Origin of the sequence: Streptomyces sp. NBC_01264 (genome assembly GCF_026340675.1) — a bacterium.
Classification (GTDB): Bacteria; Actinomycetota; Actinomycetes; order Streptomycetales; family Streptomycetaceae; genus Streptomyces.
In genome coordinates this window covers 6,422,732-6,447,507 of record NZ_JAPEOX010000001.1, presented here as the reverse complement: position 1 = coordinate 6,447,507, position 24,776 = coordinate 6,422,732, and the positions used below count along the sequence as shown (strand labels likewise).

The 24,776-nt window shown below is 71.3% G+C and carries 25 protein-coding genes; 11 read left to right on the top strand and 14 right to left on the bottom strand.

What is annotated here, in order from left to right; translation table 11 throughout:
• Window positions 1-17: 17 nt before the first annotated feature.
• The gene (locus tag OG435_RS30310; protein ID WP_266881100.1) at window positions 18-3,932 is read left to right on the top strand and encodes a multifunctional oxoglutarate decarboxylase/oxoglutarate dehydrogenase thiamine pyrophosphate-binding subunit/dihydrolipoyllysine-residue succinyltransferase subunit; all 3,915 of its coding nucleotides are present in this window, start codon (window positions 18-20) and stop codon (window positions 3,930-3,932) included.
• Window positions 3,933-4,086: 154 nt separating this feature from the next.
• Here the strand turns inward: OG435_RS30310 and OG435_RS30305 are convergent, their stop codons facing one another.
• Entirely contained in the window at window positions 4,087-5,313 is a 1,227-nt protein-coding gene (locus OG435_RS30305) for an aKG-HExxH-type peptide beta-hydroxylase (protein ID WP_266881099.1), read from the bottom strand.
• 144 nt (window positions 5,314-5,457) lie between these two features.
• Here OG435_RS30305 and OG435_RS30300 point away from each other — a divergent pair, with 144 nt between their 5' ends.
• Entirely contained in the window at window positions 5,458-5,643 is a 186-nt protein-coding gene (locus tag OG435_RS30300) for a DUF6104 family protein (RefSeq protein ID WP_007266501.1), read from the top strand.
• A 101-nt stretch (window positions 5,644-5,744) separates the two neighbouring features.
• Here the strand turns inward: OG435_RS30300 and sodN are convergent, their stop codons facing one another.
• Window positions 5,745-6,140 carry a superoxide dismutase, Ni gene (sodN, locus tag OG435_RS30295; protein ID WP_030009413.1) on the bottom strand — a complete coding sequence of 132 codons (396 nt, stop codon included), beginning with the start codon at window positions 6,138-6,140 and terminating at the stop codon, window positions 5,745-5,747.
• 193 nt (window positions 6,141-6,333) lie between these two features.
• Here sodN and sodX point away from each other — a divergent pair, with 193 nt between their 5' ends.
• On the top strand, window positions 6,334-6,801 hold the full coding sequence (gene sodX / locus OG435_RS30290; protein WP_266881098.1) for a nickel-type superoxide dismutase maturation protease: 468 nt from the start codon (window positions 6,334-6,336) through the stop codon (window positions 6,799-6,801).
• Here the strand turns inward: sodX and OG435_RS30285 are convergent.
• A complete protein-coding gene (locus OG435_RS30285) occupies window positions 6,705-7,334 on the bottom strand; it encodes a CGNR zinc finger domain-containing protein (protein ID WP_266881097.1) in 630 nt (209 codons plus the stop codon). The two genes, sodX and OG435_RS30285, sit on opposite strands and share 97 nt — an antisense overlap.
• A 67-nt stretch (window positions 7,335-7,401) precedes the next feature.
• On the opposite strand from OG435_RS30285, the gene OG435_RS30280 reads away from it, so the two are divergent.
• Window positions 7,402-8,190, top strand: a complete 789-nt coding sequence (locus OG435_RS30280; RefSeq protein ID WP_266881096.1) for a class I SAM-dependent methyltransferase — start codon at window positions 7,402-7,404, stop codon at window positions 8,188-8,190.
• A gap of 89 nt (window positions 8,191-8,279) precedes the next feature.
• On the opposite strand, the gene OG435_RS30275 is transcribed toward OG435_RS30280, so the two are convergent.
• Genes OG435_RS30275 through OG435_RS30265 form a run of 3 tightly spaced genes read right to left on the bottom strand, consistent with a single transcriptional unit; the run spans window position 8,280 to window position 10,987 of the window.
• Window positions 8,280-9,047 (bottom strand): amino acid ABC transporter ATP-binding protein, encoded by a 768-nt coding sequence (locus tag OG435_RS30275; RefSeq protein WP_323187925.1) that lies wholly within the window; start codon window positions 9,045-9,047, stop codon window positions 8,280-8,282.
• Window positions 9,047-9,988, bottom strand: coding sequence for an ABC transporter permease subunit (locus tag OG435_RS30270; protein ID WP_430625714.1), 942 nt, complete (start codon window positions 9,986-9,988; stop codon window positions 9,047-9,049). Before OG435_RS30270 ends, OG435_RS30275 begins: the two co-directional genes overlap by 1 nt.
• A 39-nt stretch (window positions 9,989-10,027) precedes the next feature.
• Window positions 10,028-10,987, bottom strand: a complete 960-nt coding sequence (locus OG435_RS30265) for an ABC transporter substrate-binding protein (RefSeq protein ID WP_266881095.1) — start codon at window positions 10,985-10,987, stop codon at window positions 10,028-10,030.
• Between the two features lie 524 nt (window positions 10,988-11,511).
• Here OG435_RS30265 and OG435_RS30260 point away from each other — a divergent pair.
• From OG435_RS30260 to OG435_RS30240, 5 genes are all read left to right on the top strand, one after another.
• Window positions 11,512-12,714, top strand: coding sequence for an NAD(P)-dependent malic enzyme (locus OG435_RS30260; RefSeq protein ID WP_266881094.1), 1,203 nt, complete (start codon window positions 11,512-11,514; stop codon window positions 12,712-12,714).
• A gap of 163 nt (window positions 12,715-12,877) precedes the next feature.
• Window positions 12,878-13,840 (top strand): zinc-binding dehydrogenase, encoded by a 963-nt coding sequence (locus OG435_RS30255; RefSeq protein WP_266881093.1) that lies wholly within the window; start codon window positions 12,878-12,880, stop codon window positions 13,838-13,840.
• A gap of 76 nt (window positions 13,841-13,916) precedes the next feature.
• Window positions 13,917-14,126 carry a helix-turn-helix domain-containing protein gene (locus tag OG435_RS30250; RefSeq protein ID WP_266881092.1) on the top strand — a complete coding sequence of 70 codons (210 nt, stop codon included), beginning with the start codon at window positions 13,917-13,919 and terminating at the stop codon, window positions 14,124-14,126.
• Window positions 14,126-14,638, top strand: a complete 513-nt coding sequence (locus tag OG435_RS30245) for a Clp protease N-terminal domain-containing protein (RefSeq protein WP_266881091.1) — start codon at window positions 14,126-14,128, stop codon at window positions 14,636-14,638. The genes OG435_RS30250 and OG435_RS30245 overlap by 1 nt, the downstream gene beginning before the upstream one ends.
• 97 nt (window positions 14,639-14,735) lie before the next feature.
• Entirely contained in the window at window positions 14,736-15,755 is a 1,020-nt protein-coding gene (locus OG435_RS30240) for an ALF repeat-containing protein (RefSeq protein WP_266881090.1), read from the top strand.
• 81 nt (window positions 15,756-15,836) lie between these two features.
• Here the strand turns inward: OG435_RS30240 and OG435_RS30235 are convergent, their stop codons facing one another.
• Together OG435_RS30235 and OG435_RS30230 are read right to left on the bottom strand one after the other, a co-directional pair.
• On the bottom strand, window positions 15,837-16,760 hold the full coding sequence (locus OG435_RS30235; protein WP_266881089.1) for a PadR family transcriptional regulator: 924 nt from the start codon (window positions 16,758-16,760) through the stop codon (window positions 15,837-15,839).
• A gap of 1 nt (window position 16,761) precedes the next feature.
• Window positions 16,762-17,721, bottom strand: a complete 960-nt coding sequence (locus tag OG435_RS30230) for a DUF4097 family beta strand repeat-containing protein (protein WP_266881088.1) — start codon at window positions 17,719-17,721, stop codon at window positions 16,762-16,764.
• Window positions 17,722-17,867: 146 nt separating this feature from the next.
• Between OG435_RS30230 and OG435_RS30225 the strand changes: the two genes are divergently transcribed.
• Window positions 17,868-18,677: a hypothetical protein gene (locus OG435_RS30225; RefSeq protein WP_266882206.1), complete on the top strand. Its 810-nt coding sequence runs from the start codon at window positions 17,868-17,870 to the stop codon at window positions 18,675-18,677.
• 9 nt (window positions 18,678-18,686) lie between these two features.
• On the opposite strand, the gene OG435_RS30220 is transcribed toward OG435_RS30225, so the two are convergent.
• On the bottom strand, window positions 18,687-19,631 hold the full coding sequence (locus OG435_RS30220; protein ID WP_266881087.1) for a LysR family transcriptional regulator: 945 nt from the start codon (window positions 19,629-19,631) through the stop codon (window positions 18,687-18,689).
• Window positions 19,632-19,835: 204 nt separating this feature from the next.
• Between OG435_RS30220 and snpA the strand changes: the two genes are divergently transcribed.
• Window positions 19,836-20,495, top strand: coding sequence for a snapalysin (gene snpA, locus OG435_RS30215; RefSeq protein WP_266881086.1), 660 nt, complete (start codon window positions 19,836-19,838; stop codon window positions 20,493-20,495).
• On the opposite strand, the gene OG435_RS30210 is transcribed toward snpA, so the two are convergent.
• From OG435_RS30210 to OG435_RS30190, 5 genes are all read right to left on the bottom strand, one after another.
• Window positions 20,492-20,716, bottom strand: coding sequence for a hypothetical protein (locus tag OG435_RS30210; RefSeq protein ID WP_266882325.1), 225 nt, complete (start codon window positions 20,714-20,716; stop codon window positions 20,492-20,494). The genes snpA and OG435_RS30210 overlap by 4 nt on opposite strands.
• Before the next feature lie 37 nt (window positions 20,717-20,753).
• Window positions 20,754-21,338 carry a dihydrofolate reductase family protein gene (locus OG435_RS30205; RefSeq protein ID WP_266881085.1) on the bottom strand — a complete coding sequence of 195 codons (585 nt, stop codon included), beginning with the start codon at window positions 21,336-21,338 and terminating at the stop codon, window positions 20,754-20,756.
• A gap of 112 nt (window positions 21,339-21,450) precedes the next feature.
• Window positions 21,451-22,050 carry a GNAT family N-acetyltransferase gene (locus tag OG435_RS30200; protein WP_266881084.1) on the bottom strand — a complete coding sequence of 200 codons (600 nt, stop codon included), beginning with the start codon at window positions 22,048-22,050 and terminating at the stop codon, window positions 21,451-21,453.
• Window positions 22,051-22,197: 147 nt separating this feature from the next.
• Window positions 22,198-23,244 (bottom strand): family 2 encapsulin nanocompartment cargo protein polyprenyl transferase, encoded by a 1,047-nt coding sequence (locus OG435_RS30195; RefSeq protein ID WP_266881083.1) that lies wholly within the window; start codon window positions 23,242-23,244, stop codon window positions 22,198-22,200.
• A gap of 78 nt (window positions 23,245-23,322) precedes the next feature.
• Entirely contained in the window at window positions 23,323-24,729 is a 1,407-nt protein-coding gene (locus tag OG435_RS30190) for a family 2B encapsulin nanocompartment shell protein (RefSeq protein WP_266881082.1), read from the bottom strand.
• Window positions 24,730-24,776: the final 47 nt, after the last annotated feature.

Below are 24,776 nucleotides of genomic sequence, written 5' to 3'. Positions count from 1 at the left end.
AGAGGGCGGTTGCCGCCGTGTCGCCACAGTCCCCCAGTAACCCGAGCACCACGACCGAAGCAGGAGAAGGCGGGAAGAACCCCGCCCCAGGCTTCGGCGCGAACGAGTGGCTCGTCGACGAGATCTATCAGCAGTACCTCCAGGACCCGAACTCGGTCGACCGGGCCTGGTGGGACTTCTTCGCCGACTACAAGCCGGGGGGCGCTGTCGCTCCGGTGAAGGCGGATAAGCCCACGGACCGGCCCGCCACCCCTGCCGCGACGACGACGGACGGCGCCTCCGCACAGGCCGCCACCCCCGTCACCGCCGCGACGCCGCAGGCTTCCGACGCCGCCGCCACAGGGACGGCGAGCCCCGCGCCCGCCACCCCCGTCGCAGCGGCCACGACGCCCGTGTCAGCACCTGCCCCTGTACCTGCCACCCCCTCTGGTGCCCCTGCTGTGACTGTCACCTCCCAGGCCCCGGCCGCCGCCGCACCGGCAGCCCCCGCCTCCCAGGCCGCTCCGGCCACCCCCTCCGTAGCCCCCCAGAAGGCCGCGCCCGCCACCGAGGCCCCCGCAGGCCCCGAACTGGTGACGCTCCGCGGCCCGGCGGCTGCCGTGGTCAAGAACATGAACGCCTCCCTGGAAGTGCCGACGGCGACGTCCGTCCGCGCCGTCCCGGTGAAGCTGCTGTTCGACAACCGCATCGTCATCAACAACCACCTGAAGCGCGCCCGGGGCGGGAAGATCTCCTTCACCCACCTCATCGGCTACGCGATGGTGCAGGCCATCAAGGCCATGCCGTCGATGAACTACTCCTTCGCGGAGAAGGACGGCAAGCCGACCCTGGTCAAGCCGGAGCACATCAACTTCGGTCTCGCGATCGACCTGGTGAAGCCCAACGGCGACCGCCAGCTCGTCGTCGCCGGCATCAAGAAGGCCGAGACCCTCAACTTCTTCGAGTTCTGGCAGGCCTACGAGGACATCGTCCGCCGGGCCCGCATCGGCAAGCTGACGATGGACGACTTCACCGGGGTGACGGTCTCCCTCACCAACCCCGGCGGCCTGGGCACCGTGCACTCCGTGCCCCGCCTGATGCCCGGACAGTCGGTCATCATGGGCGTCGGCTCCATGGACTACCCCGCCGAGTTCCAGGGCACCTCGCAGGACACCCTGAACAAGCTGGGCATCTCCAAGGTCATGACCCTGACCTCGACCTACGACCACCGGGTCATCCAGGGCGCGGCCTCCGGCGAGTTCCTGCGCATCGTCGCGAACATGCTGCTCGGCGAGAGCGGCTTCTACGACGACGTCTTCGAGGCGCTGCGCATCCCGTACGAGCCGGTCCGCTGGCTCCGGGACATCGACGCCTCGCACGACGACGACGTCACGAAGGCCGCCCGCGTCTTCGAGCTGATCCACTCCTACCGGGTCCGCGGCCACGTCATGGCCGACACCGACCCGCTGGAGTACAAGCAGCGCAAGCACCCCGACCTCGACATCACCGAGCACGGCCTCACCCTGTGGGACCTGGAGCGCGAGTTCGCGGTCGGCGGCTTCTCCGGCAAGTCGATGATGAAGCTCCGCGACATCCTCGGCGTGCTGCGCGACTCGTACTGCCGCACCACCGGCGTCGAGTTCATGCACATCCAGGACCCGAAGCAGCGCCGCTGGATCCAGGACCGCATCGAGCGCCCGCACTCCAAGCCTGAGCGCGAGGAGCAGCTGCGGATCCTGCGCCGGCTGAACGCGGCGGAGGCCTTCGAGACCTTCCTGCAGACGAAGTACGTCGGCCAGAAGCGCTTCTCCCTGGAGGGCGGCGAGTCCGTCATCCCGCTGCTCGACGCCGTCATCGACTCGGCCGCCGAGGCCCGCCTCGAAGAGGTCGCGATCGGCATGGCCCACCGCGGCCGCCTGAACGTGCTGGCGAACATCGTCGGCAAGTCGTACGCGCAGATCTTCCGCGAGTTCGAGGGCAACCTCGACCCGAAGTCCATGCACGGCTCCGGCGACGTCAAGTACCACCTGGGTGCCAACGGCACCTTCACGGGCCTGGACGGGGAGCAGATCAAGGTCTCGCTCGTCGCCAACCCCTCGCACCTGGAGGCGGTGGACCCGGTCCTGGAGGGCGTGGTCCGCGCCAAGCAGGACATCATCAACAAGGGCGGCACGGACTTCACGGTCCTGCCCGTCGCCCTGCACGGCGACGCGGCCTTCGCGGGCCAGGGCGTCGTCGCCGAGACGCTGAACATGTCGCAGCTGCGCGGCTACCGCACCGGCGGCACCGTGCACGTGGTCATCAACAACCAGGTCGGCTTCACCGCCGCCCCGGAGTCCTCGCGTTCCTCGATGTACGCGACCGACGTGGCCCGCATGATCGAGGCGCCGATCTTCCACGTGAACGGCGACGACCCGGAGGCCGTGGTCCGCATCGCGCGCCTGGCCTTCGAGTTCCGTCAGGCGTTCAACAAGGACGTGGTCATCGACCTCATCTGCTACCGCCGCCGCGGTCACAACGAGTCGGACAACCCGGCGTTCACGCAGCCGCTGATGTACGACCTGATCGACAAGAAGCGCTCGGTGCGCAAGCTGTACACCGAGTCCCTCATCGGTCGCGGCGACATCACCCTGGAAGAGGCCGAGCAGGCGCTCCAGGACTTCCAGGGCCAGCTGGAGAAGGTCTTCGCGGAGGTCCGCGAGGCCGCCACGCAGCCCGCGGCGGCCCCGGTGGCGCCCGCGCAGGTCGCGCAGGAGTTCCCGGTCTTCGTGAACACCGCGATCTCCCAGGAGGTCGTCAAGCGGATCGCCGAGGCCCAGGTCAACGTCCCGGACACGGTCACCGTCCACCCGCGCCTGCTGCCGCAGCTGCAGCGCCGCGCGGCGATGATCGACGACGGCACCATCGACTGGGGCATGGGCGAGACCCTGGCCTTCGGTTCGCTGCTGATGGAGGGCACCCCGGTCCGGCTGTCCGGCCAGGACTCCCGCCGCGGCACCTTCGGCCAGCGCCACGCGGTCCTCATCGACCGGGAGACGGGCGAGGACTACACCCCGCTGCTCTACCTGTCGGACGAGCAGGCCCGCTACAACGTCTACGACTCGCTGCTCTCCGAGTACGCGGCCATGGGCTTCGAGTACGGCTACTCGCTGGCCCGCCCGGACGCTCTGGTCCTGTGGGAGGCCCAGTTCGGTGACTTCGTCAACGGCGCGCAGACCGTCGTCGACGAGTTCATCTCCTCGGCCGAGCAGAAGTGGGGCCAGACGTCCGGCGTCACGCTCCTCCTGCCGCACGGCTACGAGGGCCAGGGCCCGGACCACTCCTCCGCCCGCCCGGAGCGCTTCCTGCAGATGTGCGCGCAGGACAACATGACGGTCGCGATGCCGACGCTCCCGTCGAACTACTTCCACCTCCTGCGCTGGCAGGTCCACAACCCGCACCACAAGCCGCTCATCGTCTTCACCCCGAAGTCGATGCTGCGTCTGAAGGCGGCGGCGTCGAAGGCGGAGGAGTTCACGACCGGTGCGTTCCGTCCGGTCATCGGCGACTCCACCGTGGACCCCAACGCCGTCCGCAAGGTCGTCTTCTGCGCGGGCAAGGTCTACTACGACCTGGAGGCCGAGCGCGAGAAGCGGGGCATCACCGACACGGCGATCATCCGCATCGAGCGCCTGTACCCGCTCCCGGGTGCGGAGCTCCAGGCGGAGATCGCCAAGTTCCCGAACGCGGCGAAGTACATCTGGGCCCAGGAGGAGCCGGCGAACCAGGGCGCGTGGCCCTTCATCGCCCTCAACCTGATCGACCACCTCGACCTGGCGGTCGGCGCGGACATCCCGGCCGGCGAGCGCCTGCGCCGCATCTCCCGCCCGCACGGCTCGTCCCCGGCGGTCGGCTCGGCCAAGCGCCACCAGGCGGAGCAGCAGCTCCTCCTGAACGAGGTCTTCGAAGCCTAGGCCTCACACCTCACGGAAGGCCCGGCCCCCAAGGGGGCCGGGCCTTCCGGCGCGTCCAGCCCGTCCGGCGTTTGAGGACCGGGGTCCGGGGCGGAGCCCCGGGGAACGGTGGAAGGGCGGGTAGGGGACGGCCCCGCGCAGCGGCCCCGCCCCGTCAGCCGGCCGCGTACGGTGCCAGGTTCGGGTGCGCCGCGCACCACGCGGCCCGGTCGTGCTCCACCGCCGCGCGAGCCACCGCGTACCGGGACCCCGGCGCCGGCACCCCGTCCATGGCCCGCTCGGCCGCGGCCATCGCTCCGACGAACACCCGCCCGCCCGCGGTGAGTTCCGGGCAGGCCTCCAGGACGGGCAGCACAGCCGCCACCTGCGCCCGCACCCGCGCGTGCTGCGCCCACGCTCCCCTGGCCCCGTAGAGCGCCGCGCGCTGCCAGTAGCCCGCCAGCCCGAGATGCGCGTACGCGCCCCTCAGGAGGCCCTCCAGCGGCCGTGGATCGTCCCTCCAGGGGGCCCAGTACCGTGCGGTGCGGTCGGCGGTGTGCAGCGGCAGCGTCTCCGAGAGGGCCGCCAGCTTCCCGTGCTGCACCTCGAACACGAGGGTCGCGGCCAGCACGGGCGGCGGCTGGGCCCGCACCAGGACGGAGCCCGCCGCCGCGGGCAGGGTTCCGCCGTGGGACCGGGAGCTGCCCGACAGCGGGACCAGACAGCGCAGCAGGCTCCCGGCCTCCTCCGCGCGGGCGGTGTCGTAGCGCCGCAGCAGGGTCAGGGCCCCCGACCACTGGGTGTCCCAGCGCCTGTGCCCCTTGGGCGTGAGCCGGCGGGCGGCGGGCACCGTCCCGGGGGCGCGGTACGGGTCCAGGTCGTCGAGGGCGGTCCGCCCGTCGGGCAGCGCGTGCAGGGCCAGCGCCTCCGGGTTGCCGGGGTCCCACGATCCCTCGGTCAGGGAGACCGGGCCCGGCCGGTCCGGGCGCAGCAGCCCGAGGGTGGGCAGGACGAGGCGTCCGTGCCCGGGCCGCAGCGTGATCTTGAAGCCGATCCCGGCGCGCAGCGCCGCGGCGGCGGCCAGTGCCCCGAGGTGCCCGAGGTCGGCGGGCGGCCCGTGCCGCGTGCGCAGCCGGTCCAGCGTCTCCTCGGCCCACAGTCCGGTGGCCGGATAGTGCACCACGTCGCCCACCGCACCGGGGTCGCGCCGCCCGGCCTCCTCCAGCAGGGCCCAGCGCTCGGCCGCCTCCCCGGCACGGGCTCCGGTCAGTTCCGCGAGCTCCCGCAGCAGCCGTAGCCGCCGGGCCCGCCGTACGCCGCACACCAGCGCGGTTCCCCCGGCGGACGGCTCGGTGGAACCGAGGGCCCTCAGCACGCTGTCGCTCGGCTCGGGGTGATCCATGCATACCTCCCGCCGCGGACCCTCCATCCCTGCCCGGGGATGGGGCTCCGCGAACGGCGGAAAGCGGTCAGGTCCGGCGTCGGCGGGCGGCGGATTATCCTGACGGGAGACACCCGAACACCCGACCACCGCACGGAGCCCGACTTGTACTTCACCGATCGCGGCATCGAGGAGCTGGAGAAGCGGCGCGGCGAGGAGGAGGTCACCTTCGAGTGGCTCGCCGAGCAGCTGCGCACCTTCGTCGACCTGAACCCGGACTTCGAGGTCCCGGTGGAACGCCTCGCGACGTGGCTGGCCCGCCTGGACGACGAGGATGAGGACGACGAGTAGGGGCGTGGCCCCGCTCCACGCCGAAGGGGCCCGACCGCAGTGCGGTCGGGCCCCTTCGTCATCGTCCCGCGGGACAAGGCCGATCAGGCTGGAGAGCCGGATCAGGCGGCCTTGGTCTCCCAGAAGATGCGGTCGATCTCGGCGATGAGCTCCAGCGCCTTGGCGCCGGTCGCCGGGTCGTTCGACGCCTTGGCGGCCGAGAGGGCCTTCAGGGTGTCGTTGACCAGGGTGTGCAGCTGCGGGTACTTCTCGAAGTGCGGCGGCTTGAAGTAGTCGCTCCACAGCACGGAAACGTGGTGCTTCGCGAGCTCGGCGCGCTGCTCCTTGATGGTGATGGCGCGCGCGCGGAAGTCGGCGTCTTCGTTGGCCTGGTACTTCTCCTGCACGGCCTTGACGGACTCGGCCTCGATGCGGGCCTGGGCAGGGTCGTACACGCCGCACGGAAGATCGCAGTGGGCGGAGACCTTCGCCTTGGGGGCGAAGAGGCGGGAAAGCATGGAGTTTGTCCTCCTCGTGATCGTCTTCTCAAGGGGGAGATTACTCCGTGAGAAAGACGATTTCGCGGGCGCCCCCGTGCGGTTGGGACAAAAGTCCAGGGACGTACCCGGGCCGGTGACCGAATGTACGGAAGAGTGCGGCAGCATGCGGGATGGCACGAAGAGTGGACGAGCACGGTTACGGAGGCCACGGATGGCGGGGAGCACGCGCTCGCGCGGCCGGACGCGGGAGTGGGAGTCGCCGTTGAAGCGGCTCGGCACGGTGGAGGTGAGCGGCCCCTCGATGGCGCCGACGCTGCAGAGCGGGGACCAGGTGCTGGTCCGCTACGGGGCCCCCGTGCGGCCGGGCCACGTGGTGGTGCTGCGCCACCCGTTTCAGCAGGACCTGCTGGTCGTCAAGCGGGCGGCGGAGCGGCGGCCGGGCGGCTGGTGGGTGCTGGGCGACAACCCGTACAACGCGACGGGCGACAGCACGGACTACGGGGCGGTCCCCGACGAGCTCGTGCTGGCGACCGCCCTGGTCCGCTTCCGGCCGCGCCCCCTGCCGGAGCACGCGGCGCGCGATCAGCGTTCGCTGAGGGCGTGGCTCTCCTGGGCCGCCTCGGCGCTGCGTCCGCTGCGGGCGGACTCCTCGGCCTCCAGCCGCTTGCGGGCGCGGTAGGCGGCGACGTTGGCGCGCGTGGCGCACCGGTCGGAGCAGTAGCGCCGGGAGCGGTTGGTGGAGGTGTCGAGGTAGGCGTTGCGGCAGGGCGGGGCCTGGCAGAGGCCGAGCCGGTCGGGGCCGTGCTCGGTGAGGTGGAAGGCCAGTCCGAAGCACGCGATCGCGGCGTAGCCGGCGGAGGCGTTGGAGGGGTGGTCGGCCAGGTGGATGTGCCAGTTCGGGCCGCCGTGCTCACCGATCGTCTCGTGCCCGGAGACCTGCGGGCTGACCGGGAACTCCATGAGCAGGGAGTTCAGCAGGTCGACGGCGAGGACGTGGTCGCCGTTGTCGGCGGCCTCAAAGACGGTGCGCAGCCGGCCGCGGACGTTGCGGAAGCGGGTGACGTCGCCGTCCGTGACCCGGCGGGCCATCTGCACGCTGGCGCCGAAGAGGGCGCGGACGGCGTCGACGGAGGTCAGCGAGTCCTTGTTGCGGGCCGGCTCCTCGGTGTTGACCAGGCGCACGGCATAGTCCGAGTAATGGGCCAGTTCCACTTGTAGTCCTTACGGCTGCGGATTAGTGTCTCCGGTAACGGCTGAGACATGTTCGAGGGTATTACGCATGGAGGCATTCGTGGCGGATACAGCCCACCCCGATACCGCTGCACCATCCGACTGGCAGGCCTGGCAGGACAGCTGGGACCGGCAGCAGGAGTGGTACATGCCGGACCGCGAGGAGCGGTTCCGGGTGATGCTGGACATGGTGGAGGCGCTGGTCGGCACCGCCCCCCGGGTCCTCGATCTCGCGTGCGGTACGGGAAGTATCACGGACCGCGTCCTCAAGAGGTTCCCGCAATCCACCAGTACGGGAGTCGATCTCGACCCCGCGCTGTTGACGATCGCCCGTGGCCACTTCGCCGGCGACCCCCGCGTCGCCCTCGTGACGGCCGACCTCAAGGACCCCGACTGGCGCTCGGCCCTCCCCCACGGCTCCTTCGACGCGATCCTGACGGCCACCGCCCTGCACTGGCTGCCCAGCGAGGACCTCGCCGTCCTCTACGGGCAGCTCGCGCCCCTGCTGCGCACCGGCGGGGTGTTCATGAACGCCGACCACATGCCCGACCCCGCCACCCCCCGGATCAATGCCGCCGAGCGTGCCCACCGGCACGGCGGCATGGACCGGGCGAAGGCCGCCGGGGCGCTGGACTGGCGCGAGTGGTGGGAGCTCGCGGCCGCCGACCCGGCGCTCGCCGGGCCCACGAAGGCCCGCTTCGAGATCTACGGGGAGCACGCCGACGGCGACACCCCGCCGGAGTCCTGGCACACGGCCACGCTGCGCGGCGCCGGCTTCGCGGAGGCCCGTACGGTCTGGCGCTCGCCCTCCGACGGACTGGTGCTGGCCCTGAAGTAGGCCCCGGCCCGGCGGAGGCCCGCAGGGCGGGCCGGGCGTGCGTGAGGGGCGGTACGGGTTTCCGTACCGCCCCTCACGCGTGTGAAGCCCTACAGGACCTTCGAGAGGAAGGCCTTGGTGCGGTCGTGCTGCGGGTTGCCCAGGACCTCGCGGGGATGGCCGGATTCGACCACGACTCCGCCGTCCATGAAGACGAGGTTGTCGCCGACCTCGCGGGCGAAGCCCATCTCGTGGGTGACCACGATCATGGTCATGCCCGACTCGGCCAGGTCCCGCATGACGTCGAGGACGTCGCCGACGAGCTCCGGGTCGAGCGCCGAGGTGGGCTCGTCGAAGAGCATCAGCTTCGGCTCCATCGCCAGCGCGCGGGCGATGGCCACGCGCTGCTGCTGACCGCCGGAGAGCTGGGTGGGGTAGTTCCCGCCCTTGTCGCCGAGGCCGACCCGGTCCAGGAGCTTGACGGCGCGCGCCCGCGCGACCGACTTGCTTTCGCCCTTGACCATGACCGGGGCTTCCATGACGTTCTCTATGGCCGTCATGTGCGGGAAGAGGTTGAAGCGCTGGAAGACCATGCCGATGTCCCGGCGCTGCGCCGCGACCTCGCTGTCCTTCAGCTCGTAGAGCTTGTCGCCCTTCTGCCGGTAGCCCACCAGCTTGCCGTCGACGTACAGCCGTCCGGCGTTGACCTGCTCCAGGTGGTTGATGCACCGCAGGAAGGTCGACTTGCCCGACCCGGAGGGGCCGACCAGGCAGAACACCTCACGCGGCGCGACCTCCAGGTCGATGCCCTTGAGGATGTGCGCGGCTCCGTAGGACTTGTGGACGCCTTCGGCCTTCACCATGGCAGTCGAAGTCATCAGGCCACCGCCTTGCGGTTGGAGAAGCGGGAGAGGTTCGCCTTGATCTTCTGCAGCGGGGTGGGCGGCAGGGACCGCAGTGAACCGCGCGCGTAGCGGCGCTCCAGGTAGTACTGGCCGACGCTGAACACACTGGTCAGGACGAGGTACCAGATCGACGCGACGAAGAACATCTCCATCACCGCGAACGAGGTCGACGCGATGTCCTGGGCCGCCCGCAGCAGCTCGGGATACTGCACGGCGACCACCAGCGAGGAGGTCTTCAGCATGTTGATGAACTCATTGCCCGAGGGCGGCACGATCACCCGCATGGCCTGCGGCAGCACGATCCGGCGCATGGTCTGCGTCCGGGTCATGCCCAGCGCGTGCGAGGCCTCGCTCTGGCCCTCGTCGACCGACTGGATGCCGGCGCGGACGATCTCCGCCATGTACGCGCCCTCGTTCAGGCCCAGGCCCAGCAGGGCCGCCAGGAACGGGGTCATGACCTGGGTCATCTCGTCCTTGTAGAACCCCAGGTTCAGCACCGGGAAGATCAGGGCGAGGTTGAACCAGATGAGGAGCTGCACGTACACCGGGGTGCCGCGGAAGAACCAGATGTAGAACCAGGCGATGGTGCTGGTCACCGGGTTCTTCGAGAGCCGCATCACCGCGAACAGGACACCGAGCACCAGGCCCAGCGCCATCGAGGCGACGCTGATCCAGATGGTGTTGAGCATGCCCCGGATGATGGTCGGGTCGAACAGCTTCTCCGGCACGGTCGCCCAGCGGACGTTGCCCTGCGAGAAGGCGACGGCGAGCATCACGACCAGACCGATGACGACCACGGCGCTGACCCAGCGACCGAAATGACGAACCGGAATGGCCTTGATCGCCTCGGGGGGGACGGCCCCGGCCGGCGGGGTGTCCGCCGGGCCCGGGACCTTGTCGAGCTTGTCAGTCACAGTGACTGCCCTTCAGTGTGCTGCGGTGGTGCGCGGAGATCAGGAGCCTGCGTTGATCTTGGCCTCGGTCACGGCACCGGAGCCCGCGTTCCACTTGTCGAGGGCGGTCTTGTACGAGCCGTCCTTGATGATCGCGTCGAGGGCGGCCTTGAGCGCGTCGCGCAGCTCGGTGTTCTTCTTGTCCACGGCGATGCCGAAGAGACCGGCGTCGGTCGGGTTGGCGATGGCCTCGAAGTCGTTGCCGCCACCGGCGGTCTGCGCGATGTACGCGGCGACCGGGGAGTCGTTGAGGTCGGCCACGGCGCCGCCGGCCTTCACGCGGGTCTGGGCCTCGGCATCGGTCGGGAAGGACTCGATGGAGACCTCGGCCTTGCCGGCGGTCTTGCACTTCGCGGACTGGTCCTTGGCGGACTGCTCGTACGTGGTGCCGCGCTGGACGGCGACCTTCTTGCCGCAAAGGTCGTCGAGGGTCTTGATCCCCTCCGGGTTGCCCTTCTTGACCAGGATGCCGGTCGAGGCGCTGAAGTAGTCGACGAAGTCGACGCCCGCGCCGGTCTTGGCGCCCTTGTCGTCCAGGCCCTCCTGGCGGGCCTTGGTGTCGGTGAGCGAGGACATGACCACGTCGCTGCGGCCCGTCTGCATGCTGCCGATCAGTGTGTCGAAGGTGCCCGACTCGAACTTGAAGGTGACGCCCAGCTGCTTGCCGAGGGCCTCCGCGACGCCCGGGTCGACGCCGACGATCTTGCCGCCCTCGGTGAACTCCATCGGCGCGTACGTGGCGTCCGTGCCGACCTTGATGACGCCCGCGTCCTGGATCTTCTTCGGGAGCTTGGAGAAGAGCGGGGCCGCGTTGGCCTTGCCCGACGGCGTCGTCTCGGAACCCTTGTCCGTCTGGTCTCCACAGCCGGTGAGGATCAGGGCGCCGGCGACCGCGATCGCGCCGACCGCGGCGATCCGGGACCGGGCGGCGGTCGTACGGCGGGTGGTGCTTGCGGTCATGAGCTGGTTCCTCCGGCAGGTGGAAAGCATCGAAATGCGGTCCGGCACGCCTCATCGAGTGTCGCGACCTTGTGTGATTAGGGGCATCTTGCCATTCGGACTGAGTCATTCAGGCAGCCCGTCAGGTCAAAATCGGATAACGGCAGCCGCTTCGTACCCAACAGGACTGCAGACAAGGCCCCTCAGAGCCGCACGAACGGCCGTGACCTGGGCCTTTTGCCGCACTATTTGCGGCGCGTCTCGCCCATTGGACAGGGAGCTTTGGACTTTTCGCCAAAACCGGGACAAGTACCTGACACTTGAGCGGGAATCGACTCGTCTGGGTGAGTGTTCTTCGGGTAGAACAGATCCTTACACCCCTCATCCGGGGCTCAGGGCGCGCGTGCGGCGCGCCCGCGCGTACGAACCTCCCCTTCGCGGAGACGGGCCTACAACCGTCGCCGTGAAGACGGACGCGGTGCCCGCCCACCCCTTAACCAGGAGTGGCCACCCTCAACGATTCAAAGACATAAGGGGTTAAGACAGTGGCAGCGGAGATCGTCAATCCTCGCAGCGACAGCGTGACGGACAACAACCCGGATGCGGTGTTCGCGCTGCACCGGGGCGGCAAGATGGCCATCGTGGCCACCGTGCCGGTCCACAACAAGGACGACCTGTCCCTGGCGTACACGCCCGGCGTTGCGAAGGTCTGCAGCGCCATTGCCGAGCAGCCCGAGCTCGTGAACGAGTACACCTGGAAGTCCAACGTGGTCGCCGTCGTCACCGACGGTACGGCCGTGCTCGGACTCGGTGACATCGGGCCCGAGGCCTCCCTCCCCGTGATGGAGGGCAAGGCCATTCTCTTCAAGCAGTTCGGTGGCGTCGACGCGGTTCCGATCGCGCTCGCCACCAAGGACACGGACGAGATCATCGAGACCGTGATCCGTCTCGCGCCCTCCTTCGGCGGGGTGAACCTGGAGGACATCTCGGCGCCCCGCTGCTTCGAGATCGAGCGCCGCCTCCAGGAGGCGCTGGACATCCCGATCTTCCACGACGACCAGCACGGCACGGCCATCGTGACGCTGGCCGCCCTGCGCAACGCCGCGAAGCTCACCGGTCGGACCCTCGCCGACCTGCGCGCCGTGATCTCGGGCGCCGGTGCCGCGGGCATCGCGATCGCCAAGATCCTCGTGGACGCGGGCATCGGCGACGTCTGCGTCACCGACCGCAAGGGCGTCGTCTCCGCCGACCGCTCCGACCTGACGGACGTCAAGGCGGAGATCGCGGGCCTGACGAACAAGACCGGCCAGACCGGTTCCCTGGAGGACGCCCTCGCGGGCGCGGACGTCTTCATCGGCGTCTCCGGCGGTACGGTCCCCGAGGCCGCGGTGGCGACGATGGCGAAGGACTGCTTCGTCTTCGCCATGGCCAACCCGAACCCGGAGGTCCACCCCGACGTCGCGCACAAGTACGCGGCGGTCGTGGCCACGGGCCGCTCGGACTTCCCGAACCAGATCAACAACGTGCTGGCGTTCCCGGGCATCTTCGCGGGTGCGCTGAAGGTCCGCGCGACCCGGATCACCGAGGGCATGAAGATCGCCGCCGCCGACGCCATCGCCGGCGTCGTGGGTGACGAGCTCGCCGCCGACTACGTGATCCCCTCGCCGTTCGACACCCGCGTCGCCGAGGCCGTCACGGCCGCGGTCGCCACGGCGGCGAAGGCCGACGGCGTGGCCCGCCTGGCGTAGTCGCCTCGCTGAGCCGAGCCGTACGAAGCGGGGCCCGACCGGATTTTCCGGCCGGGCCCCGCTTCCGTTCGCCCGCCCACCGGCGCCGGGCTCCCCGAACAGCCGCCCGCCGGGCCGCGGCAGGCCTTGGATCCCCGGGCTACCGCCCGGTAGCCTCGCGGCCATGTTCGCTGCCTACGCCGCCCGAATCGACCGTGACCAGCCGCTGAACGGCCTCGTGCTGGGGGACCGCCCGGCCCCCGAGCCCCGCCCCGGCTGGGTGACCGTGAACGTCAGGGCCGCCTCCCTCAACCACCACGACCTGTGGTCGCTGCGCGGAGTCGGCCTCTCCGGGGACAAGCTCCCCATGATCCTCGGCTGCGACGCCGCCGGGATCGACCAGGACGGCAACGAGGTCGTCCTGCACTCCGTCATCGGCCAGAGCGGCCACGGAGTCGGCCCCGAGGAGCCCCGCTCGATCCTGACCGAGCGCTACCAGGGGACCTTCGCCGAGCAGGTCACCGTCCCCGCCTGGAACGTCCTGCGCAAGCCCGCCGAGCTCACCTTCGAACAGGCCGCCTGCCTGCCCACCGCCTGGCTCACCGCCTACCGGATGCTCTTCACCAACGCCGGCGTCCGCCCCGGCGACTCCGTCCTGGTCCAGGGCGCGGGCGGCGGCGTCGCCACCGCCGCCATCGCCCTCGGCAAGGCCGCCGGCCTGCGCGTCTTCGCCACCAGCCGCGACGAGGCCAAACGCAAGCGCGCCGTCGAGCTGGGCGCCGTGGAGGCCTACGAGCCCGGCGCACGCCTCCCCCAGCGGGTCGACGCCGTCATCGAGACGGTCGGCGCCGCCACCTGGTCCCACTCGATCAAATCCCTGCGCCCCGGCGGCACCCTGGTCATCTCCGGCGCCACCAGCGGCGACCGCCCGGCACACGCCGAACTGACCCGGATCTTCTTCCTGGAACTCAAGGTCGTCGGCTCCACCATGGGCTCCAAGGACGAACTCGAAGACCTCCTCTCCTTCTGCGCGGCCACCGGAGTCCGCCCCGTCATCGACGAAACGCTCCCGCTCGACCGGGCCCGCGAGGGCTTCGAGAAGCTCGAGTCGGGCGACCTGTTCGGAAAGATCGTCCTCACCGTCTAGCACCCGGCACCGCCCCGGGGCCCCGGGTGTCAATGTGGGTTGACGCGCTCCCGTGCGTCAACCTACATTGACACCCATGACCGAAGCTACCGATCTGGCCGCACGCGCCGGTGACCGTGACCCGCGCGTGGGCCTGCGTGCCGTGGCCGCCCTCCGGCGACTGCTGGAGCAGCTGGAAGCCGTACAGGTACGCGGGGCCCGCGCACAGGGCTGGTCCTGGCAGGAGATCGCGGCCGAGCTGGGCGTGAGCCGGCAGGCCGTACACAAGAAGCACGGGAGGCTCTGATGTTCGAGCGCTTCACCCAGGACGCCCGCTCCACCGTGACGGGCGCGGTCGCCGAGGCCGAACGCACCGGAGCCCAGCGGGTCGGCGAGGAGCACCTGCTGCTCGCCCTGCTCGCCCTCGGCACCCTCGACCCGCTGGGCGTCGACCGGGCCGCGATCTCCGCCGACCTGGCGGCGGCCCGCCGCCGGGGCGGCATGTCGAAGGCGGACGAGGAAGCCCTCGCGGACCTCGGCATCGACCTCACGGAGATCGTCTCCCGCGTCGAGGAGACCCACGGCGAGGGCGCCCTGGCGGACCCGGCCCCACGCAGCCGCTCCGGCCGCACCCGCTTCACCCCGGGCGCCAAGAAGGTCATCGAGCAGTCCCTGCGCATCGCCCTGGGCCGCAAGGACCGCCACATCTCCACCCTCCACCTGCTCCTCTCCCTCCTCTCCCGCCCCGGCACTCCCGCCGAGGTCCTGGGCGACCACGGGGTCACCTACGCGGGAGCCGAGGCGGCCCTGGCGGGCTGAGCCGCGGTCATGCCCCCAGGTTCTTCGGTGCGCCGTACAACCGCGGCCGGTGAGTCTTGCACTGCGAAAGAACGTTCCTCCCCCTGGGGGTTTTGCCGTGAAGTTGTCCCGGATCGCCGCGGCGGTCACCGTTTCCGCGCTGGCCCCCGCCGTGTTCCTGTCGTCCCCGGCCTTCGCCACCGGCGGAGAAGCCGGCGCGTCCGCCAGTCCCACGGCTCCGACCGCGCCCGACCAGCCCCCGGCGGTGCAGCCGCCGGCCGAGCAGCCTGAGAGCAGTCAGGCCGAGCGGGACCGCAAGACGATCCTCGAGATCATCGCTGACCCGATGGCCAGCGAGTACATGAAGAAGGCGGGCCTCAAGGCCATCGCCGAAGGCCCCGCGGCCATGCGCAAGTTCATCGAGACCGACCAGCACGCGATCCGTCTCGACGACTACCGGATCCTGATCCTCCGCCTCCTGAACGGTGCCGGCCCCGGCCTGAAGGAAGGCATCAACGAGGTCCTCAGCAACGACGGGTCGAACCTGGAGAAGCTGCGCCACTTCTACGAGGTCACTCAGCACGAGCTGCGCGACGACGACAACAGGGTCGACATCGCCAGGATGGTCAACGGAGCCGGGCCCAACCTGAAGGAAGGCGCCAAGAAGGCGCTCAAGGGCACGCCCGCCGACCGTGTCGAATTCCTGAAGACGGGCCAGCACCTGCTGCGCGACCAGGACAACCGGATCGAGATCGCGCAGATCATCGACGGCGGGGGCCCGGAACTGGTCAAGGCGGGCCTCGCAGCGCTCAACGGCACTCCCGCCGACCGCGTCGAGTTCCTGAAGACGGGCCAGCACGAGGCGCGCGCCAAGGACAAGGAGAAGGAGGAGGAAGGGAAGCAGCCTGTCACCCCGACCCCGACCCCGACTCCGACGCCGACCCCCGGCACCGGGTCTGCCGGATCCGGAACCAGCGGTGGCAACACCGCCGTCACCCCTCAGGGCGGCAGCGGTCCCCTCGCCTCCACCGGCGCCGGTGACTCCGCCCTGATCGCGGGCGGCGCGGGCGCCGCGCTCGTCGCCGGCGCGGGGCTCCTGCTCGCCGCGCGGATGCGCCGCGCGGGCTCCGGGCGCTGAACCACCTCGCCGCGGCCGTACAGGGGTCGGCCGCGGCGAGGATCCGGTGGGGACGGTCCGCGCCGCCCCTCCTGATCTTGTCTAGCTCCGCTGCCCGAGGGCAGCGGCGATGCGGGCGGCCGCCTCCGCCAGGTGGGTACGGGCCTGCGCCAGCTGGTCTTCGCCGATCCCCCGGTCGCGGGCCGCGTCGCGGATGTCGTCGCGGAAGCGGTCCAGCAGCCGGTCCAGGTCGCGGGCCGGCTCCCCCGTCTGCGGTACGTCACGCGCCCAGTCCGTGTCGGGAGCGGGCGCCTGGTCGGCCGCCTGAGCGGAGGTCGCCGAGGTCGTCGAAGGACCGGACGGCGCCGTCGTCGGGCCGGAGACGCCGAGCCAGGCTCCCGCCAGGCTGCCCAGGACCCCGCCCGACTTCGCGAACTGCTCCTGCAGCTGGCCGGCGATGCGCTGGACCTCCTCGCGGGCCCGCTCCTGCGCCTCCTTGGCCTGCCGCCGCGCCTGCTGGGCCTCCTCGCGGGCGCGGCGGCTCTCGTCCTTCGCCCGGCGCGCCTGTTCCTTCCACTCGGCCTTGGCCTTGCGGAGCTCCTCCTTGGCCGCCTTCCAGGACTCGTCCTCCACCTGCGTGGCCGAAGCGCTGGCCGCGGCCCGCAGTTCGCGCCGCAGATCGCCCGCCGCGCCGCTCACGTCGGCGCGGATCTCGGCGGCCAGTTCGGAGACCGAGTCGCGGATCTCCAGTTCCAGGTCGGCCAGTTCGCCGCCGCGGTCGGCCAGTTCGGCGCGGCCCGCGTCGGTGATCGAGTACACCTTCCGCCCGCCCTCGCTCGCGTGCGTGACCAGGCCCTCGGTCTCCAGCTTGGCCAGGCGCGGGTACACCGTGCCCGCGGAGGGTGCGTACAGCCCCTGGAAACGCTCCTCCAGCAGCCTGATCACCTCGTACCCGTGGCGCGGTGCCTCGTCGAGCAGCTTGAGGAGGTAGAGGCGGAGGCGGCCGTGGGCGAAGACGGGCGGCATGTCAGAGCACCTTCTTGTCGAGCGCGAGCGGGGCGGCCGGGGCGCCGGCCGGGTCTGCGGCCGGGCGGCGCAGCAGCGCGATGGAGCCGGAGACGGTGGTGGCGCGCAGGGTTCCGGTGCCGGCGCCCAGGGTGCCGGTGATCCTCTTGGCGCCCATCTGGCCGGAGACCCGCAGGTCCTCGAAGGCGTTGGAGACGCCGCCGGCGGCGGTGTTGGCCTCGACCCGGGCGTCGGCCGGGTGCGGAAGGCGGATGGCGACCTGCCCGGACACGGAGTTGAGGGAGATGTCGACCGGCCGGGGCGCGGGCCGGTCGTCGAGGGCCAGGTCGATCAGCATGTCGCCGCTGACCGAGTCGGCCCGTACGTTGCCCACGGCGCCGTCGACGACCGTCAGGCCGCCGGACACCGAGTGGAAGCCGAGCTCGCCGGTCACCGACTGGGCCTCGACCCCGCCGGAGACGGTGTGCGCCTTGACCCGGCCGGACAGGCCGACGAGCGTGGTGTCGCCGGAGACCCCGTGGATGTCGGTACCGCCGTCGATGCCGGAGACGAAGACGGTGGCGCTGACGGTGGCCAGCTGCACCCGGGTGGCGGCCGGGACCGTGAGGGTCACGGCGGCGCTGCGCTCCCAGGCCTTGCGGCCGGAGTCGGAGGTGGACCAGGCCTTCCAGGGCTTGCTCTCGAACCACTGCTTGAGCCCCTGGGAGCCGTTCCAGGGGAGGTCCTCGTAGGAGACGGTGAGGGTGCCGCCCTCCTGCACCACGTGCAGGGGCGGCCCGTCCACCTCGGACACCTCCAGGCGGGCCAGGCCTGCGACGGCGTCGTCGGCGACGACGTTGACCGTGCCGCCGGAGATCCGGACGCGGACCTCGGTCACCGGCTCCTCGAAGGCGAGCTTCTGGGGTGCGGCGACCGACCATACCTTCGGCGGACTCTGCGGAGTCTGCGCTGCCTCTGCCATGGTGCTGATCCTCCTCGGCGTACCTGCACGCAACATATCGCGTCTTCTGACCAACACGATATATCGCGGTTGCGGGAAGTCAAGCGCGTCAGGATGATCCAAAATCATCGATTTGGGCAGGTTTGGCTTAGCGTGTGGGCATGTCGATCTCCCAGACCACGGCGGGCGGCCTGCTGCTCTGCCGCGCCGAACCCCTCGCCGCCCGACCCGCCGCGCACATCCTGCGCGAACGCCTGCTGCTGGCGCCCGCCGGCGAGTGGAGCGTGCTGGTGCCCGAGGCCGAGCCCTGGCTCGGCGGCGCGGAATCCGTGGCCGAGGTCCTGGCGGGATGGGGCGCGGCGGTCGCGCTGAGCTCCAACTGGCCGGTGCTGAGCCTGTGGTGGGAGGAGGGCCGGACCGGCTTCGTCCTGTCCTCGGGATTCCGCCGGTCCGCGGCCTACGAGTGGGACGCGGCGGGCCGTCCGCACGGCGAGCCGGATCCCGACACCATGCGGGTGCTCGCGGCGCGGCTCGGACTGGACCCGGTGCTGGACCTGGAGGAGCTGGAGCGCCTCACCCGCCCCGACGCGGCGGCCGACGGCGAGTCCCGGCTGCTCGGCGTCGTCGCGCTGCTGGCCCGCGCGGGGCTGGCGCTGCCGGCCGGCCTGCACCCCGGGGAACCGGCCGACCGGCTGCGGGAGGCGGCCCGGGTCGCCCCGGCGGCGGAGCGGGTGGAGTGGGCGGGCTGGCGCGACACGGTGCGGGCGGAGCTCGCGGTGGTCGAGGACAGCCCCCTGGGCCCGTGGCTCCGGGGCCCCAAGGCACGCCTGGCGGGAGCCGCCCAACTAGCCGCGGGAGCCCCCCTGATGATGTGGGCGGCCCGCCGCCGCAGCCCGGGCTGGCTGGCCGCGGGGGCCGTCCTGGTGACCCACGGTGCGGCCGCCCTGGCCTACGACCGGGCCCGCCGCCGCGCGTAGGGCGGCTCCTTACGCCGCCAGCAGCGGGCTCGCGTTGCGCGCCAGCCAGGCCCGGTAGGGCGGGGTCCCGAGCGCCGCTTCGCGGTAGGCCGCGCGAAGGTCCTCGTACACCCCCTCGGACATCTGCGGCTGCGCCCCGGGCCGGGTCGCGAGGAGGAGACGCACGGCGAGCGGGTCGCCCGAGAGCGGGCGGATCGCCATGTCCTCGCGAGGTCCCGAGGTGGGCTGGCAGGGGGCGACGGCCTCGCCGGAGACGATCAGCGAGGTGGCCGTGTGGTAATCGGCGTGCAGCAGCGGCGGGTCGAGCCCGGCGCCCGCGAGGACCCGGCGCAGACCGTCCCACTCGCCGTCCACCGACGGGTCCACGGTCCACCGGTCGGCGGCGAGGTCGCGCAGCTCCACCACGGCCCGCGCCGCCGCGGGATGGTCCCGGGACATGGACACGAACTGCGGCTCCCGCTCCATCAGCACCCGTAACTCCAGCCCGGCCGGCACCCGCAGCGGGCTGCCCTCGACCTCGTGCACGAAAGCCACGTCGAGCCGGCCCGAGGCCGTCATCCGCAGCAGGGCGTTGGCGGACACGTCGACCATCAGGTCGGTCTCCGTGCCGGGCAGCCGCCGGTGCAGCCGCCGCAGCCAGCCGGGCAGGGCGCGGCTGGCCGTCGAGCCGATCCGCAGCCGGGGCCCCTGGGACAGCGACCGGGCCTCCGCGACCAGGGCGGCCATCTCGGCCAGGAGCGGCCGCGCCCGCCCGAGTACGGTGCGCCCGAAGGGAGTCGGCCTGCATCCGGTGCGCTCGCGCAGGAACAGCTCCCCGTCCAGGGCCCGTTCGATGCGCCGCAGCTGGGTCGTCAAGGAGGGCTGGCTCACGCCGAGCTGCCGGGCGGCCTTGTGCAGGCTGCCGGCGTCGGCGATGGCGCACAGGGCGCGCAGGTGCCTGACCTCAAGCTCCATGCCCCGAGAGTAGGCCTGGCCGAGCCGACCGCACCAGTAACCGGTATCCCCTCGAATCCCGCCATTCTCCTGGGAGTTGGACTTCCGAAATCCCCCGATAACCCGGCCCTATCGGGTCCTGACATCATCCGCCGGCCACTCCCGCTCCCGCAGACTCCGGTACCGAACGCCCCCCACCGCACCGGATGAGCAGGAGTCCCCCACATGCGTCACTCCCGCAAGGCCACTCTGTCCGCCGTCGGCCTCGGCGTCGCCGCCGTCCTCGGCGCCGTCGTCCCGGGCACCTCCGCCTCGGCCTCCCCGGGCGCCGGCAGCCCGAGCACCTACGCCGCGTACGAGCAGTCGAAGGAGAACCAGGCCGCCAACCGCGCCTTCTTCGAGGCCGTGCAGCGCTCGGTGGCCGAGCAGCGCGCCGCCGCCCCGGGCCTGGCGGCCGTGACCGTCACCTACAACACCCGCAACGCGCCGAGCTTCCGCACCCAGATAGCGCGCTCCACGCAGATCTGGAACAGCTCGGTGGCCAACGTCAAACTGCAGGAGGTGTCCTCGGGCGGGAACTTCTCGTACTACGAGGGCAACGACTCGCGCGGTTCGTACGCGAGCACGAACGGCCACGGCCAGGGCTACATCTTCCTGGACTACCGGCAGAACCAGCAGTACAACTCCACCCGCGTGACCGCGCACGAGACCGGCCACGTGCTCGGACTGCCGGACCACTACTCGGGCCCCTGCAGCGAGCTGATGTCGGGCGGCGGCCCCGGCACCTCCTGCCAGAACGCCAACCCGAACTCCGCCGAGCGCTCGCGCGTCAACCAGCTCTGGGCGAACGGCCTCGTCGCGTCCGGGCTGGACGCGAAGGGCTAGTCCCCGCCGGTCCCCGGTTCCTCATACGCGGGCTCGTACGCCGTGCACTCCCGGTTCCGGCAGGGACCGGGGGTCCACACCGGGACGAAGATCCCCAGGGATTTGCGCCGTCCGACCATCGTGTCGACGGGGCTCCCGCAGGCCGGGCACGACTGCTGGTCGTGCCCGGCCCGCGGGGCGACCGTCCCGTGCGCCCTCTGGTCCCGCTCTTCACCGGCCATACCTCCACGGTAGGCCTGTTTCGCCGGTTCGGCGGGGTCAGCGCTTGACGGCGTACGAGGTGACGACCTGGCCGCCGCCCAGGGCCTCGCACCCGGTCAGCTCCAGGGGGCGCGCCCCGAATCCGGCGCGCGACATCGGCATGCCGGTGCCGACGAAGACCGGGTACGTCTTGACGACGAACGCGTCGATCTCGTCGATCAGCTGCCCCGCGAGGTCCGCTCCGCCGCACAGCCAGATGCCGAGCCCGTCCTGGGCCTTCAGCTCGCGGACCTTGGCCACCAGGTCGCCCTCGATCAGCCCTACCGCCGGGTCCGGCGCCTCGGTGAGCGAGCGCGAGACGACGTACTGCTCGCGCATGTGCCCGTACGGGCTGGTCAGGCCCTGCTTGAGGCCGGGCTCGTACGTGCCGCGCCCCATGAGCACCGTGTCGAAGTGCTTGGGTTCGGCGTCCGCGATCCCGAGCTGGGCGCGCCCCGGGGTGGAGATGGTCTCCGGATACTCGGCCTTGAGGTGGTCGATGAACTCCGGGTCGAGGTAGCCGTAGATGAAATCGGCATCGCCGTCCGGGGCTCCGATGAAGCCGTCCACGGTCGCGGCGATGAAGTACGTGAGCTTGCGCAAGCGACTCTCTTCCGTTCGACAGTGTGCCCCCATCGAGGCACGTCGATCAAAGTACTTCAGCCGTAGTGGTCTCGCAAGGGGTCCCCGGGGAATCGCCGGAGGCCGGGATCGCTCACTGCGGCTTGCGCCACATCGGCCACATCAGCGGCCCGTCCGGCAGTCGCACCGCCTCGCCCGTGAACTGCCAGCCCAGCCGCTCGTACAGCCCCTTGCTGCGCTCGCTGCTCGCCTCCAGGTACGCCGGTACGCCCTCGCGGTCGCAGCGCTCCAGCACCGGCCGGATCAGCTCGGTGCCCAGCCCTTCACCCTGCCGTCCGGGGGCGACCGCGATCATCAGCAGGTACTCGTGCTCCTCCGCCATCGGGTGCACCTCGCCCGTGAGCCGGCCCACCAGCTCGCACCGCTCGTTGTCCGGGTCGGCGACGGCCCGCATCTTCGCCGGTACCTCGTCCTCGACGTGTTCGGCCTCCGGGTCGGCCTCCGGGATCCGCAGCCACAGCGCCGCAGCCGAACCGTCCGCCGCGTAGTCGATCCGGCCCTCGGCCAGCGCCACGTCCACGAAGACGCCCAGGAACTTCCCGTGCACCGCGGCCCGGTGCTCCGGGTCGGGGAACACCCAGCTGCTCACGGGATCGGTGCGGAAGGCCTCGTCGAGCAGCCGTGCCACGGCGTCCCGGTCCGACGGTCCGGCCTGGCGTATTTGAAGCCCCATGGGTCACACCCTTCACATCACTCACGCGTCAACAACCGTGAGCGATCCTAGAGTTGCCCCACCGACGCAGAAAGGCCCGTTCCGGCACCGTGCGGTGCCGGAACAGGCCTCCCCTTCGCCGACGGGGTCCCCCTCGCCCCTACGCGGTCACTTCGTGCGCCGCGTCACGAACTCCGCCAGCGCCAGCAGCCCGCCCGCCGCCCCGAGGTCCGGGACGGCCCGCGACAGCTGCTGCACCGCCCGCCCCATCCGGTCGGCGGCATGGGCCTGCGCCCAGTCCCGCCCGCCGGCCCGCTCCACCGCCGCGGCCGCCCTGCCCACGTCGTCCCCGGTCATGGGACCCGCGTACAGCTCGGCCAGTTCCTCCCCCGCCGAGGTGCCCGAGGTGAGGGCGGCCACGACCGGGAGGGACTTCTTGCGGGCCAGCAGATCGGCTCCGGCGGGCTTGCCGGTGTGGCCGGGGTCCCCCCAGATGCCGATCAGGTCGTCGATGAGCTGGAACGCCAGCCCGGCCTCCCGGCCGAAGGCGTCCATGGCGTCGACCTCGTCCGGGCCGGCCCCCGCGTACAGCGCGCCGAGCGCGCACGCGCAGCCCAGCAGGGCTCCGGTCTTGGCCGTGGCCATCGTCAGGCACTCGTCGAGCGAGACGCTGCGGCGCTGCTCGAACGCGCAGTCCGCCTGCTGGCCCGCGCACAGCTCGACGATGCAAGCGGCGAGCCGCGCCGAGGCCGCCGCCGAGGCCGGATGCGGGTCCTCGGCGAGCAGCCGCAGCGCGAGCGCCATCATGGCGTCGCCCGTGATGATCGCGTCCGAGATCCCGAAGACCGTCCAGGCCGTGGGCCGGCCGCGCCGGCGCACGTCCTTGTCGATGACGTCGTCGTGCAGCAGCGTGAAGTTGTGCGCCAGCTCCACGGCCACCGCCCCCCGTACGGCCTCCCCCGCCGCCCCGTCCCCCCGTAGGGCCTGGGCGGCGGCGAGCACCAGGGCGGGCCGGATGGCCTTGCCCGTGGCGCCCTCCGCCGGGGTGCCGTCCTCGTGCTCCCAGCCGAAGTGGTACATCGCCACGTTCCGCATCGAGCCTGGCAGGCTCTCGACGGTCCGGCGCAGTTCCGGGTTGACCGTTTCTCTCGTCCGCTCCAGCAGGACGGCGGCTTCCTGCCCCTCGCTGGTGGTCATCGCCTCAGTGGTCGACATGGCGTGTGCGCTCCGTCCCGTCCTGTCCCGTCCTGCCTGGTGGCCCTCGCTCCGGCGCCGGCTTCCGCGCCGGCCGGGTCAGCGCCAGCGGGCGATCTCGACGTTCTCCAGGACACCGAGCGCGTCCGGCACCAGCACCGCGGCGGAGAAGTAGGTGGTGACCAGGTACGAGATGATCGCCTGCTCGCTGATCCCCATGAACCGCACCGAGGTGCTCGGCTCGATCTCGTCCGGGATCCCGGGCTGGTGCAGGCCGATCACGCCCGACTCGTCCTCGCCGGTGCGCATGCAGAGGATGGAGGTCGTACGGGCGTCACTGATCGGGATCTTGTTGGACGGGAACATCGGGACCCCGCGCCAGGACGGCACCCGGTGCCCGCCGATCTCGACCGACTCCGGGTACAGCCCCCGCTTGTTGCACTCGCGCCCGAAGGCGGCGATGGCCTTGGGGTGGGCCAGGAAGAACTTGGAGCCGCGCCGCATGCTGAGCAGCTGGTCCATGTCGTCGGGGCTGGGCGCCCCGTCGTGGGACTGGATGCGCTGGTCGTAGTCGGCGTTGTGCAGGAGGCCGAAGTCGCGGTTGTTGAGCATCTCGTGCTCCTGGCGCTCGCGCAGCGCCTCGACCGTGAGCCTGAGCTGCTGCTCGGTCTGGTTCATCGGCTGGTTGTACAGGTCGGCGACGCGGGTGTGCACGCGCAGAACCGTTTGCGCGATGGAGAGTTCGTACTCGCGCGGCCGGGCCTCGTAGTCCACGAAGGTGCCGGGCAGTACGGCCTCGCCCTGGTGGCCGGCGGAGAGGTCGATCGCGGCCTCGCCGTACTTGTTGGTGCGCTGCTCCGGCAGGTCCCGTACGGAGTCCAGGTGCGCGCGCAGCGAGTCGACCCGGTCGGCGAGGATCTGGAAGTCCTGGCGGGAGAGGACGAGCACGGTGCCAGCGGTGGCGGCACGGGCGGTGTACTCCCAGATGGCCTCCTCGTCGACGAGGGCGTCCTCGCCGAAGAAGGCCCCGTCGGCGACGGTCTGCAGGACGGCGTCGTCACCGTACGGGCCGGGGCCGATCTGGTCGATGCGCCCGTGCGCGAGCAGGAACACCTTGTCGGCGGGACTGCCGAAGGAGGTGAGCTCCTGGCCCGGCTCGAAGTCGATCTGGTGGCAGCGCGCGGCGAGTTCGGCCAGCGCGTCGGGGTCGTCGTAGTCGCGCAGTACCGGGAGCTCCCCCAGCTCCGCCGGAATCACCTGCACCTGCGTGCCGGTCTTGATGAACTCCACGATGCCGTTGCCGACCGAGTAGCTCAGCCGCCGGTTGACGCGGTACGTGCCGCCCTGGACGGACACCCAGGGGAGCATCTTCAGGAGCCACCGCGAGGTGATCTCCTGCATCTGCGGCGCGGACTTGGTCGTGGTTGCCAAGTTCCGCGCGGCCGATGTCCCCAGACTGCGCTGCGGTGCCTGAGTCTCGGATTCGGAACCTGCCTGGACCGACATGAATTTTCCCCTTCGATCACTCCATGAATCTGCGGGAGGAGCCTTTC